This is a genomic window from Piscinibacter gummiphilus (assembly GCF_002116905.1).
GTDB classification, from domain to species: Bacteria; Pseudomonadota; Gammaproteobacteria; order Burkholderiales; family Burkholderiaceae_C; genus Rhizobacter; species Rhizobacter gummiphilus.
In genome coordinates, this window is sequence record NZ_CP015118.1 from 2,569,964 (window position 1) to 2,582,547 (window position 12,584).

Annotated in this window: 8 protein-coding genes; 4 read left to right on the forward strand and 4 right to left on the reverse strand. The window is 71.1% G+C overall.

The genetic code is table 11. The features are described 5' to 3' along the window. The first annotated feature begins 31 nt into the window (after window positions 1-31). On the forward strand, window positions 32-1,450 hold the full coding sequence (locus A4W93_RS11495) for a serine/threonine protein kinase (RefSeq protein ID WP_085750732.1): 1,419 nt from the start codon (window positions 32-34) through the stop codon (window positions 1,448-1,450). 13 nt (window positions 1,451-1,463) lie between these two features. Here the strand turns inward: A4W93_RS11495 and A4W93_RS11500 are convergent, their stop codons facing one another. Together A4W93_RS11500 and A4W93_RS11505 are read right to left on the reverse strand one after the other, a co-directional pair. Next, window positions 1,464-1,697 carry a hypothetical protein gene (locus A4W93_RS11500; RefSeq protein ID WP_085750733.1) on the reverse strand — a complete coding sequence of 78 codons (234 nt, stop codon included), beginning with the start codon at window positions 1,695-1,697 and terminating at the stop codon, window positions 1,464-1,466. 559 nt (window positions 1,698-2,256) lie between these two features. Beyond that, complete coding sequence (locus tag A4W93_RS11505) at window positions 2,257-2,967, reverse strand: PEP-CTERM sorting domain-containing protein (RefSeq protein ID WP_085750734.1); 711 nt, start codon at window positions 2,965-2,967, stop codon at window positions 2,257-2,259. A 261-nt stretch (window positions 2,968-3,228) separates the two neighbouring features. On the opposite strand from A4W93_RS11505, the gene A4W93_RS11510 reads away from it, so the two are divergent. Further along, a complete protein-coding gene (locus tag A4W93_RS11510; protein WP_085750735.1) occupies window positions 3,229-6,225 on the forward strand; it encodes an ExeM/NucH family extracellular endonuclease in 2,997 nt (998 codons plus the stop codon). Window positions 6,226-6,237: 12 nt separating this feature from the next. After that, window positions 6,238-6,966, forward strand: a complete 729-nt coding sequence (locus tag A4W93_RS11515) for a PEP-CTERM sorting domain-containing protein (protein WP_157131636.1) — start codon at window positions 6,238-6,240, stop codon at window positions 6,964-6,966. An 811-nt stretch (window positions 6,967-7,777) separates the two neighbouring features. Here A4W93_RS11515 and A4W93_RS11520 read toward each other — a convergent pair. Next, window positions 7,778-8,440: a PEP-CTERM sorting domain-containing protein gene (locus A4W93_RS11520; protein ID WP_085750737.1), complete on the reverse strand. Its 663-nt coding sequence runs from the start codon at window positions 8,438-8,440 to the stop codon at window positions 7,778-7,780. Between the two features lie 56 nt (window positions 8,441-8,496). Continuing rightward, entirely contained in the window at window positions 8,497-10,686 is a 2,190-nt protein-coding gene (locus A4W93_RS11525; protein ID WP_085750738.1) for a PhoX family protein, read from the reverse strand. Window positions 10,687-10,937: 251 nt separating this feature from the next. Between A4W93_RS11525 and A4W93_RS30690 the strand changes: the two genes are divergently transcribed. After that, window positions 10,938-12,551, forward strand: coding sequence for a methyl-accepting chemotaxis protein (locus tag A4W93_RS30690; RefSeq protein ID WP_085750739.1), 1,614 nt, complete (start codon window positions 10,938-10,940; stop codon window positions 12,549-12,551). Window positions 12,552-12,584 lie beyond the last annotated feature (33 nt).

A 12,584-nucleotide genomic window follows, 5' to 3' on the forward strand; every position in this document is an offset into this window, starting at 1 on the left:
GCCCGCCCCCGGCGGGCCGCTTTGGTTTCCCATGTCCCGTTCCGACGCGCCCGGTGCGCCTTCCCCCTCCCCCGACAGCCTCGACGCGCTGAAACCCGGCGCGCGCGTCGGTGAGTTCATCGTCGAGCGGGTGCTGGGGGTCGGCGGGTTCGGCATCGTCTACCTCGCGGTGGACCAGGTGCTGCTGCGCCAGGTCGCGGTGAAGGAATACCTGCCCACCGTGCTCGCGGGCCGGGGGGCCGACGGCCGGATCACGCTGCGCTCGCCGTCGCACCGCGACACCTTCGAGGCCGGCCTGCGGTCCTTCGTCAACGAGGCCCAGTTGCTCGCGCGGTTCGACCATCCGTCGCTCGTGAAGGTGCACCGGTTCTGGGAAACGAACGGCACGGCCTACATGGCGATGCCGTACTACGACGGCCACGTGGCCAGCCACAAGCGTTTCGTGTCGCAGGGGCCGCTCGACACCGCCCGCCTGCGCGCGTTCCTCGACCCGCTGCTCGACGCGCTCGACCTGCTGCACCGGGCCGACGTGTACCACCGCGACATCTCGCCCGACAACATCCTCCTGCTTCCCGGCGGCCGCCCGGTGCTGCTCGACTTCGGCGCCGCGCGCCGCGTGATCGGCGACCGCACGCAGACCCTCACCGCGGTGCTCAAGCCGAGCTTCGCACCGGTCGAGCAGTACGGCGACGTGCCAGGCATGCGCCAGGGCCCGTGGACCGACCTCTACGCGCTGGGCGCCGTGGCGCACCACCTCGTGACCGGGCAGATGCCGCCGCCGGCCGCCGTGCGGGCGGTGCGCGACGCGATGCCGGTGCTGGCCCGGGCGCCCGCGGGCGACTGGCCGCTGCTGGACCGTGCGGTGCTGGCCGCCATCGACTGGATGCTGGCCGTGGTGCCCGACGAACGCCCGCAGAGCGTGAAGGAACTGCGCGACGCGCTCGACGGCATCGTCGTGCCGCCGCCCTCGACGCCGCGGGTGCTCGCGGTCGATCCCCCGTCCGCGCCGAGCCCCGGCGCCTGGCAGCCCACGGTGCAGGTGCCCACGCCCCAGCCGGTCCGCCGGTCGCGCGTGCGCCGTGCCGGCCCCTGGGCCGCGGCCGCGCTGGCGCTGGCCCTCATCGCCGGCGGCACCTGGCACACGGCACGGACACCTGCCGACACCGCCGCCGCGGCGGTGACTCCGGCGCTGCCCGAGGTGAAGCTCCTGCCCCCCGGCCCGCCGGTGGAAACGCCGCTCGGCCGGGAGCCGCGCCTGCAGGCCGCGGAAACCGCGCCGCCCGTGGCGCCGCACCGCGAACGTGTGGTGGAGGAGACACCGTCGTCGCTGTGCGCCGGCCGCCGCGTGGTGGGCAAGGCCCTGTGCGAGGCCCGGGTCTGCCTGCAGTCGCGCTTCCGCGACCACCCCGAGTGCAACCGGCCGCAGCCGGCCCGCTCCGACCCTTCTTAGGTCCGGCGCCGTCTCAGCGCCGGCGCAGGTGCCTGACGCACAGCAGGCCCAGCAGCCCCAGCAGCGCGAGCAGGTCCGGGAGTTCCGCCGCACCGCCACCGCTGCCGCCGGTGTCCACCGTCGTGGGCGTCGATGCGGGCGGATCGCTCGGCACCGGCTTGCCCATCGCCACCGCGCACTGCTCGATGGCCGTCGACCGCAGCGTCGGTGCGGTGCGTGCGGGCGCGGCGTAGCCCGCGGGGTTCACCGCCTGGCGCCGCCGCTTCGACGCGGGCGAGGCGCCCGACGCGACCCCGTACGGCTACCACTTCGCCGAAGACGATGGCGTGGCCGTCGAGTTCTCGCGCGCCACGCCCACCGCGACCGGCCCGGCCAAGCTGCTGGACGCCGGCGCACGCCGCGTGCTGGGCCTCGACCTGCAACACGCGTGGCGCAACCGCGAGGCGCTGACCTCCCACTTGTTTGAGCCCGTCAGGGCGAGTTGTGGGCGAAGCCCCAAGCCGCGAGCACCGCAGAGCAGTCCTGACCGGCGCAGCCGGGCAGGACCGCCGGATCGGGGGCGCTCTTTGCCCACTGTCTCGCGTGAGAAAGTGGGTCGGCTGCCGGGCCGAGACCCGGCGCGGCCTCTCCCGAAGAGAAAACTCCACGCCAGATCACTCGATGCCACGCACGCTCAACGCCCCCAGTGGGTCCCGGCCTTCGCCGGGATGACGAGTGTTTTGAGGTCGTCTCGCTTTTCCCCGGACAGCAATGGGCGCAGGCCGGGATGACGCCTTGTTTGGGAGAGCGCGGAGGCTCTCCGTTCTTCATCCGCGGCGGCGGCGCCCCACCAGCCCGGCCACGGCCGCGCCCGCCAGCATCAGCATCGGCGCTGCGGGTTCCGGCACCGGCGACACCGCGAAGTCGATCATCGCGAAGCCCGTGTCGATGTACGCGCGGCGCGGGCCCGTGGCCGACGACTCCGTGTACGACTCCAGCAGGTTGCCGAACGACACGTGGTAGCCGAGGCTGCCGTCGAGCGGCGTGCCGCCGAAGGCGAGGGCGGCCGTGGCGGTCCAGGCCTGGGCCACGCCGTTGGCGAGGCCGAACGGCGCGGTGGCCTGCAGCGCGGCGACCTGTTCCGACGACGGGTCGGCCACGCCGAACACCCGCAGCAGCCCCGAAGCCGAGACGAAGCTGTCGGCGCCGCGCAGCAGGTAGCTGCCGCGCTCGAGCACGCTCACGCCGTCGAGCGTCCAGTCCGCATGCGGCAGCACCCGGAAGTTCAGGCTGGCGCTGGCCTCGCCGAGTCCGGCGCCGTTGAGCGTCTGCGTCACGAACGCGGCCGGCGTGAAGAACAGGCTGGTGCCCGACAGCGTGGGCGTGCCGAACAGCCCGACGAGCGTGTCGTCGTAGACGAGGTCGAAATGTTCGCCGGCGAGGGTGACGGTGGCCGCCTGGGCGGCGGGCAGGGCGGCGACGGCGGCCGTGACGATGGCCGTGCGGGCCAGCCAGCGGGTGTGAAACGCGAGGGTCATGGGATCTGCTCCTGTGGTGGCATGGTTCGCTTGTCATTTGCCCGACGCAAACAAGGCGATCCATGACGGGAACGGACAAGACTAGGTGGCGCACGTGACGCGCCGTCATGGGAGGGCATCCGTTTCGTAGTCCGAACGAAGCCGACCCTCCCCTTCGGACGGGGGGATCCGGTCGGCTCATGGGGGTGCCATGTCGAGACATGGCCGGGTCACCGCCCGTCGGCATCCTGCTGCGGCCTTCCTCCATCCCCCGGAACCACAATGAAGCTCAAACCCCTTGCCGCGCTGGTCGCCGGCACCCTGTTCGGCCCGTGTGTGCTCGCCTCGACGCAAGGCGTGGTCCTCAGCCAGATCTATGGCGGCGGCGGCAACAGCGGCGCCACGCTGCGCTCCGACTTCATCGAACTCTTCAACGCCGGCACCGCGCCCGTCAGCCTCGCCGGCTGGTCGGTGCAGTACGCCAGTTCCGCCGGCACGTCGTGGATCGTCACGCCGCTGTCGGCCGTGACGCTCGCCCCGGGCCAGTACCACCTCGTGAAGCAGGCCGACGGCACCGGCGGCACCGTGTCGCTGCCCACGCCCGACACCACCGGCACCACCCTGATGAGCGGCACCGCCGCGAAGGTGGCGCTCGTGTCGTCCACCAACGCCCTGAGCGGCTCCAATCCCACGGGTTCCACCGTGGTCGATGTCGTGGGCTACGGCACCGCCAACTTCTTCGAGGGCGCCGCGGCCGCCCCGGGCACCACGAACAGCACCGCGGTGCTGCGCAAGGCGGCCGGTTGCACCGACACCGACCAGAACGGCAACGACTTCGCCTCCGGCACGCCGACCCCACGCAACGCGGCCACGGCGCTCAACACCTGCGGCGGCACGCCGCCGCTGAACGCCCCGATCGTGCCGGTGTGTTCGGCGGTCACGCTGAGCGCCGGCACCGCCGGCTCGGCGCAGGCCCGCGCCAGCGACACCGACAGCGTCGTCACGTCGGTCGTGGCCACCGCCTCGCTGCCGGCCGGCATCACGCTGACGGGGGTGGTGCCCGCCTCCGCCGACGGCGGCACCGCCACGGCCACCTTCAACGTGGCCGCGAGCGTCGCACCGGGCTCGTACCTCGTGCCGCTGCTGTGGAGCAACAACGAGGCCCAGACGGCCTCGTGCACGCTGTCGATCGACGTCGGCGGCATCACGTCGATCCCGGCGATCCAGGGCCCGGGCGCCACCAGCCCGCGCGTGGGCACGACCGTGACGACCCAGGGGGTCGTGACGAAGGTGCTCAACAACGGCTTCTTCCTGCAGGACCCGGTGGGTGACAACGACCCGCTGACCTCCGACGGCATCCTGGTCTTCACCAGCACCACGCCCACCGTCCAGGCCGGCCAGAGCGTGCGCCTCACCGGCACGGTGACCGAGTACAACACCGGCGCCGCCAGCAACGCCGACACCGCGTCGCACACGGTCACCGAACTGACCAACGTCTCCGGCCTCACCGTGTTGGGCACGGCCGCCATTCCCGCCCCGGTGCTGGTCACGCTGCCCGAGGTGCAGAACGACGACCTCGAGCGCCACGAAGGCATGCTGGTCACGATCCCCGGCCCGCTCACCGTCTCGCAGAACTACTTCCTCGGCCGCTACGGCCAGCTGACGCTGTCGGCCGGCGGCCGCCTGCCGACGCCCACGAACGTGGCCCGGCCCGGCGCCGCGGCCCAGGCGGTGGACGCCGACAACAAGCGCCGCCGCATCCTGCTCGACGACGGCAGCTCGCTGCAGAACCCGAACCCGATCCCCTACATCGGCGTGGACGGCACCGTGCGCGCGGGCGACACCGTGGGCGACATCACCGGCGTGATCGACTACGGCCTGGCGACCAACAACAACACGGGCTTCGGCGACTACAAGATCCACCCGACGGTGGCCCCGGAGATCACGCGCACGGCCCCGCGCCCGCTCGTGGCCCCGGTGGTGGGGGGCAACGTGAAGGTGGCCGGCGCGAACGTGCTGAACTATTTCACCACGCTGAACGACGGCAGCAACGTCTGCCCGCCGAGCAACTCGGCCGACGACTGCCGCGGCGCCAACAGCACCGCCGAGTTCACGCGCCAGCGCACGAAGATCGTCGAGAGCCTCGCCGCCATCGACGCCGACGTGGTTGGCCTGATGGAGATCCAGAACAACGGCGCCACCGCGGTGAACAACCTCGTGGCCGCGCTGAACGCGCGCCTCGGCTCGGTCCAGTACGCCGCCGTGCCGGACCCGTCCACGGGCACCGGCACCGATGCGATCAAGGTCGCGATGATCTACAAGCCCGCGCGCCTGTCGCGTCCGGTCGCGTCGATCAGCGACCCGTCGGCCATCCACAACCGTCCGCCGTTCGCGCAGGTGTTCGAGGCCGCCAACGGCGAGCGTTTCGCGGTGGTCGTGAACCACTTCAAGTCGAAGGGCTGCACGGGCGCCTCCGGCGCGGACGCCGACCAGGGCGACCTGCAGGGCTGCTTCAACGCCCGCCGCGTGTCTCAGGCGCAGGCGCTGCGCAGCTTCGCCGCCGGCCTGCCCACGCCGAACGTGCTGCTGGTCGGTGACTTCAACGCGTATGCGCAGGAAGACCCGATCCACGACCTCGTGACCCAGGGCGGCTACGTCGACGTGGTGGGCCGCTTCGACCCGCAGGCCTACTCGTACGTGTTCGACGGCGCCGCCGGCCGCCTCGACAACGCGCTGGCCACCCCGTCGCTGAACGCGAAGGTGGTGGGGGCGGCCGAGTGGCACGTCAACGCCGACGAGCCGTTCGTCATCGACTACAACCTCGAGTTCAAGCCGCAGGACCTGTACCAGCCGAACGCCTTCCGCTCGTCGGACCACGACCCGGTCGTGATCGGCCTCGACCTGGTCAAGGCGATCGAGGGCACGTCGGGCCGCGACACGATCACCGGCACCCCGGGTGACGACGTGATCGCCGGTGGCGAAGGCGCCGACACGCTGACCGGTGGCGCCGGCCGCGACGTGTTCGTGTACCGCTCGATGCGCGATGCGGGCGACACCATCACCGACTTCGTGCCGGGCACCGACCGCCTCGACCTGTCGGGCGTGCTCGCTTCGGTGGGTTACTCGGGCAGCGACGCGCTGGCCGACGGCGTGATCCGCCTCGTCGCCACGTCCGCCGGCACCGCCGTGCAGGTGGGCGCCAGCGGCACCGCGCCCCGCACCCTCGTCACGCTGCGCCAGGTGGCCCCGGCCCAGCTGCTCGGCGGCCGTGATTTCTAAGCAGGAACTTCCATGAAAACTCTGTTCTCCGTTCTTTCCGTGCTGGCCGCCGCGATGCCGGTGGCCGCGCAGGCCCAGGTCACCAACGGCGGCTTCGAGTCCGGCCTGTCGGGCTGGTCCGTGCTGGGCGACGCCTCCGTGCTCGCCGGCGGCACCCAGGGCCTGTCGCAGCTGTGGCTGACCACCGCGTCGGTCGACTTCGACGACGACTTCCCGCTCGCCGCGGGCGCGCTCAACCGGTCCGGCTCCGCCGCGGCGGAAGTGGGTGTGCCGGGCGGGGTCGAGGCCTTCGCGGGCCTCGCGCTCGGCGCGCTGGACCCGAACCCGGCCGAGGCCATCCAGGCCTTCGAGGGCTCGGCCGCCCGCCAGTCGTTCACCGCGAATGCCGGTGACGTGCTGACCTTCCAGTGGGACTTCGGCACGCGCGACAGCGGCGCCGACTTCGCGTTCGTCGCGATCGACGGCGTGCTGTTCAAGCTGGCCTCGTCGCCCGACGCGGGCCTGCCGGGCACGTACGGCAACGACTTCCGCACGGGCTGGGCGAACTTCACGCACACGTTCTCGGGCAGCGGCGTGCACGACGTGGTGTTCGGCGTCGTCGACGTCAACGACTACAGCGTGACCTCGACGCTCGCGGTCGATGCGGTGTCGGTGTCGGCCGTGCCGGAGCCGGGCGCGCTGGCGCTGCTGGTGCCGGGGCTGATGGTGTTGGGGTTGCGGGCTCGTCGCCGCCGGGGCTGAATCACCTCGCCCCAAGGACAAACGCCACCCGCGAAAGCGGGTGGCGTTTTGCCTTGTCCGTCACCCCGGCGAACGCCGGGGCCGCCTCGCCGCAGTGGATCCCGGCGTTCGCCCACTGCTGTCCGGGGAAAATCGAAGCGCCAGGGGACTGACCCGATCGGAAGCTGCATGCAGCGGACTTGCCGATCTGCCGACTCGATCGCGTTGCAAAGGCAAGTTGTCGTCCCGGCGCAGGCCGGGACCCTGGGCCTGGCCCGAAGCGAGGACGGCCATGCTCCATCAGCCGTGCCGGCTGCGCGCGCCACCGTCCCCCTCGTGAGTGAGACCGCGCCGGGAGTTCGCCCCGGCGGGCGAGTCACTTATTTGCTGGTGCAAATAAGTAACCAACAAAGCACCTGAACACCAGCTTCGGCTTATGCGGCTCTGCTGCTCCTGCTCCGCGGGACTCGCGCGTCGAACGCCGAGAACTCGATGACGCCAGGACTTCTCGCCAGGCTCTGACTGGCGGGGTCTGCCTTCGCGAGCGCTCGGTTCAATCGAGCCACTCGCGTCGTTCCGCGCAGGGCGGAACATCCTGCTGAGCGCAGGCGCTGGCGCCTGCGCGCGGTGGCATCGGGTTCTGCGATGACGCTGTGTTCGCGCGCCAGGTCCAGGGTCCCGGCCTGCGCCGGGACGACAGTTTTGTTCTTTGCGGCGCGATCGAGTCGGGAGACCGGCAGCTTCGTTGCAGTCCGCTTCAGAGCGGGTCAATCAGTCGATGCCTCGATTTTCCCCGGACAGCAATGGGCGTTCGCCGGGATGACGAACCTCTTCAGCCCTCGCGGCGGCCGGCGCGGCGCGCCGCCGCGCCGATGATGCCCAGCCCGGCGAACAGCAGCGCGATCGACTCCGGCTCAGGCACCGCGGCCACGGCATACGTCAGGTTGTCCAGCACGAACGTGCCGTCGGCGATGCCGAAGCCGTAGATGTCGGCCGTGGCGCGCGAGAAGCCGAGGAACTGGCCTTCGTTGTAGCCGAAGGCGTCGGTGTCGATCGAGTAGGTGAACGACTCGAGGTCGTTGCCCCACTGGTCGTACGCGATCAGGCGGATGGTGTTGCCGACCGCGGCCTGCTGCAGCTGGTTGAAGAACGCGCCGACGGCGGCCACCGGGTTCGCGAAGCTGAAGCCCAGCTCGCCGCGGGCCGTGACGAAGTCGCTCGCGACGAACTTCTCGCCCACGCCCCACAGGCCGTTGGTGCCCAGGTCGCGTTCGTAGGCGCCCAGTTCGGCGAACGGCGTGGACGTGAAGAGCACGGTGTCGCCCGTTTCGGCGCCCACGTTTTCCGGGCCGACGGTGATGAAGCCGTCGTAGCCGTCGAAGGTGATGACCTTCGACGGCGTCGCGATGCCGGTGGTGCTGGTGATGGAGGCCGCGTTCGCGGCACCGGCGGCCATCAGGGCCGCCGCGAGGGTCAGGTTCAGGAAGTGCTTCATGGAGGGCTTTCTGGAAGGGGCGGCCGCTGTCGCGGCCGCGGGAGTCGTGCCGGAGCTCAGGTGCCGATGATTCCGCCGTCGTCCTTGGTGATGACCACCACCGACGAGCGCGGACGGCCGAAGGGCAGGGGCGTCACACCGTCCGCGCGCAGCGGCCACTGGCTGGCGGGCCAGGACGAGGTCTGCTGCGGGTTGCTGGCGGGGGCGTCTTCGCCGGGGTGCTGGATGCCGACGAAGAGCGCGCGGCCGTCGGCCGACATCGCGATGCCGGTGACCTCGGCGTTCGGCGGGGCGGTGAGGAAGCGGCGGGCCTCGCCCGTGTTCGGGTCGGCGCAGACCATGCAGTTGGCACCGATGTTGACCCAGTCGCCCTGGGCGTTGCCGGCCTGGTCCGTCTGCACCCACAGGCGGCCGAACGGATCGAACCACAGGCCGTCCGGGGCGCCGAAGTCGGCGCTGCCGGCCGGCGTGTCGACGATGTTGCCTTCGTACTGGGACTTCGGCGTCTTCGTCGTGGCGCTGTCGCCGGCCTGCACGAAGATGTCCCACGTGAACGTGGTGGCCAGCACGCTGGCGCCGTTCTCGCGCCAGCGGATGACGTGGCCGTACAGGTTGTTCGCGCGCGGGTTCGCGGCGTCGACCGCCGGGCGGGCGCTGCCGGCGGTGGTGCTGCCGTCGGCCGCGTTCGCGGCGGGCGTGGTCGCGGTGACCGGCGTCGAGCCGCGGCGGTTGTTGTTGGTCAGCGTGCAGTACAGCTCGACCTGCTGGTAGCCGCCGATGCGCGGGCGGGCGCCCGTCCACTCGGGGCGGTCCATCATCGTGGCGCCCACGGCGTCGCCGGCCATGCGGGCCTTGATCAGGATCTTCGCGAGCACCTCGGCGTCGTCGGCGCCGGCGAAGTTGGGGTTGTGGCGCAGCGCGACGCCGTCGGTGCCGAGGGTCTCCGGCAGCAGCGGGATCCAGCGGCCGGTGAGGTCGGCGTCGAAGCGGGCCACGTACAGCACGCCGGTGTCGAGCAGGTCGCGGTTGGCGGCGCGGTTCAGCGGGTCGAAGGCGCCCGCGGCCACGAACTTGTAGATGTACTCGTTGCGCTCGTCGTCGCCCATGTAGACGCCCAGGCGGTTCGCGGCGTCCACCACGTACTGCGCGCTCTCGTGCTTGAAGCGGCCGAGGGCGGTGCGCTTGACGGGCTTGCTCTTCGGGTCGTACGGGTCGATCTCGACGATCCAGCCGAAGAGGTTGGTCTCGTTCGGGTTGGTGGACAGGTCGAAGCGCGGGTCGGTGGTGTGCCAGCGGTAGCCGTTGCCGGAGGCGGTCACGCCGTAGCGGTTGTAGAGCTTGCCCGTGTCGCCGGACGTGGCCGACGGCAGCGCGGCGGTGCTGCCGAAGTTGCCGTTCCAGTTTTCCTCGCAGGTGAGGAAGGTGCCCCACGGCGTGACGCCGTTGCCGCAGTTGTTGATGGTGCCCTGGGCCACGCGGCCGTCGGTGGTGAGGCCGGTGGCCGACGAGCCGGCGTCGGTGATGGCGTACTCGACCGTCTGCAGCAGGGCGTGGCCGGCGGCCGGGCCCGCGATGCGCATCGGCGTGTTCGCGGTGATGCGGCGGCCGTACGGGGAATTCTTGACGGCCGTCCAGCGGCCGTTCAGGCGGCGAGCCTCCACGACGGAAACGCCGTGGGCGGCCTGCGACTTGCGCGTCTTGGCGATGCCGTAGCCCGAGGCGCCGACCTGGCCGTCCGGGAACAGGATCTCCTCGTGCGTGTACTCGTTGTTCACGACCAGCACGCCGCGGTCGGGCGTGGCCTGGCCACCCGCGCCGGTGAACGGGAACAGGTACATGCCGTCGCAGTGCGCGCCGAACTGGCGGGCCTGTTCCGTGGCGGTGTTGCTCGCGTCCGGGGCGAAGGCCACGCCGCCGGCGACGATCGGGTCGCCCCAGGCGACGAACGCCTCCACGGTGTAGCCGGCCGGCACACGCACGGCGTCGGGCAGCGGGGCCAGTGCGGCCGGGATGCTTTCGAAACCGATGCCGGGAAAACCCTGGCCGGCGGGCACGGGGGCCGCCTGGACGGTCTGCACGAGGCCCGACAGGGTGAGGCCGCCGGCGGTGGCCAGGCTGGCCGAGGCCGTGACGCCTTGCACGAAACGGCGGCGGCCTGCGTCCACGGCGTCGATCACGTCGTGGATGCTCGGGTTGCCGGACGGGTTCAGCGTCCGGTCGTTGCGGGGATGGCGCAGGCCTTTCATGGGAGGGCACTCCTGTCGATGGATGGGGAATGCCAGTCTCGGGAACGCCGGCGTCATGGCGGTGAACGGATTCCGGCCCGCCTGAGCCGTTCGGCGAGAACTTTGGCCTATCGGATCGTGAACTTCTGGTTACTACCGACAAGGTTGCGCTCAAGGGTTTCTGCACGGCCGCCGAAAAAACCCACGTGGTCCTGCGTCCGCGCAGGAACGCCGCCGTACCAGTTCAACAAGAAACACCCGGAGCGACCCCCATGACCGTTCAGAACGACCACGCCACCGACGACAGCGAACTGCTCGTGCTGCTTGGCGACAAGAACAGCAACTTCGCCTACGCGAACCCGTCGTACCTCAAGGCCAGCGGCTACACCTGGGACGAACTGAAGGGCACGCCCGCCGCCCGCGTGATCCACAAGGACACGCCGATGGCCGTGCTCACGGACATGGTCGTGACGATCCGCGCGGGTCGCCAGCCGTGGACGGGCCTGATCAAGAACCAGCGCAAGAACGGCGAGGCCTACTGGCTGCGCCTGAACATCTCGCCGCTGTATGCGAACGGCCAGTTCGCCGGCAGCCTGATGGTGCACAGCAAGCCGTCGGCCGCCGAGATCGCCGAGATGGCGCCGGTCTACCAGCAGATGACCAGCGGCCAGGACAAGAAGCTGGTGCTGCGCCACGGCAAGCCGATGCGCCTGAACCCGTGGAACAAGGCCCGCATCAAGTGGCAGTCGTTCGGCCTCAAGGGCCACATCTGGGGCACGATGGCCGGCATGGCCGCCGCGGGTGTCGCCAGCTTCTTCTGGGCGCAGGGCAGCGCGCCGTCGTCGTGGTCCTACTGGGCGGCACTCGCGCTGCAGGTGGGCTCGTTCGTGGGCGGCGGCTACTACCTCGCCACGTCCATCGTCGACCCGCTGCGCCGCGCGATGCGCTTCGCCAACCTGATCGCCGCCGGCGACCTGGGCTCGCAGATGGCCAGCAGCCGCAGCGACGAGATCGGCGGCCTGATGCGCGCGCTGACGCAGATGAACGTGAACATGCGGGCCACGGTGCTCGACGTGCGCGACGGCCTGTCGCTGATGCAGCGCGCCACGTCCGAGATCGCCGCCGGCACGCTCGACCTGTCGTCCCGCACCGAAAGCCAGGCGAGCAACCTGCAGCAGACGGCGGCGTCGATGGAGGAGATCAACACCACCGTGCGCAGCAACTCCGAGACCGCGCGCCAGGCCACGCAGGTGGCCGCGTCGGCAAGCGTTGCGGCCGAGACCGGTGGCAAGGTCGTCGGCGAGGTGATCGCGACGATGGAAGGCATCACGAAGTCGAGCAAGCAGATCGCCGAGATCATCGGCGTGATCGACAGCATCGCGTTCCAGACCAACATCCTGGCCCTCAACGCCGCGGTGGAAGCCGCGCGGGCGGGCGAGCAGGGCCGCGGCTTCGCGGTGGTGGCGAGCGAGGTGCGCAGCCTCGCGCAGCGCAGCGCCCAGTCGGCCAAGGAGATCCGTTCGCTGATCGCCGACAGCGTGACGCGCGTGGAGGCCGGCGCCAAGCTGGTGGACTCCGCCGGTTCGTCGATCGAAAACATCGTGACCCAGGTGCGCCGCGTGACCGAACTCGTCGGCACGATCGCCAACGCCTCGCTCGAGCAGAGCTCGGGCATCGGCCAGATCAACACGGCCGTCACCCAGCTCGACCACATGACGCAGCAGAACTCGGCGCTGGTGGAGGAGAGCACGGCGTCGGCCGAGAGCCTCGCGTCCCAGGCGAACCGCGTGGCCGAGGCCGTGGGCGTGTTCAAGCTGTCGGCGCAGGACAACCTGAAGATGTTCAACTCGGCGGTGGGCGAGGCCCCGGCGCACATGCGCGGCTGAAGGGCTTTTCCCGACGTTGCGTAAACTCGGGCC

Coding starts and splice junctions, on each gene's coding strand:
- A4W93_RS11495 (WP_085750732.1), top strand. CDS start 32: ATGTCCCGTTCCGACGCGCCCGGTGCGCCTTCCCCCTCCCCCGACAGC.
- A4W93_RS11505 (WP_085750734.1), bottom strand. CDS start 2,967: ATGACCCTCGCGTTTCACACCCGCTGGCTGGCCCGCACGGCCATCGTC.
- A4W93_RS11510 (WP_085750735.1), top strand. CDS start 3,229: ATGAAGCTCAAACCCCTTGCCGCGCTGGTCGCCGGCACCCTGTTCGGC.
- A4W93_RS11515 (WP_157131636.1), top strand. CDS start 6,238: ATGAAAACTCTGTTCTCCGTTCTTTCCGTGCTGGCCGCCGCGATGCCG.
- A4W93_RS11520 (WP_085750737.1), bottom strand. CDS start 8,440: ATGAAGCACTTCCTGAACCTGACCCTCGCGGCGGCCCTGATGGCCGCC.
- A4W93_RS11525 (WP_085750738.1), bottom strand. CDS start 10,686: ATGAAAGGCCTGCGCCATCCCCGCAACGACCGGACGCTGAACCCGTCC.
- A4W93_RS30690 (WP_085750739.1), top strand. CDS start 10,938: ATGACCGTTCAGAACGACCACGCCACCGACGACAGCGAACTGCTCGTG.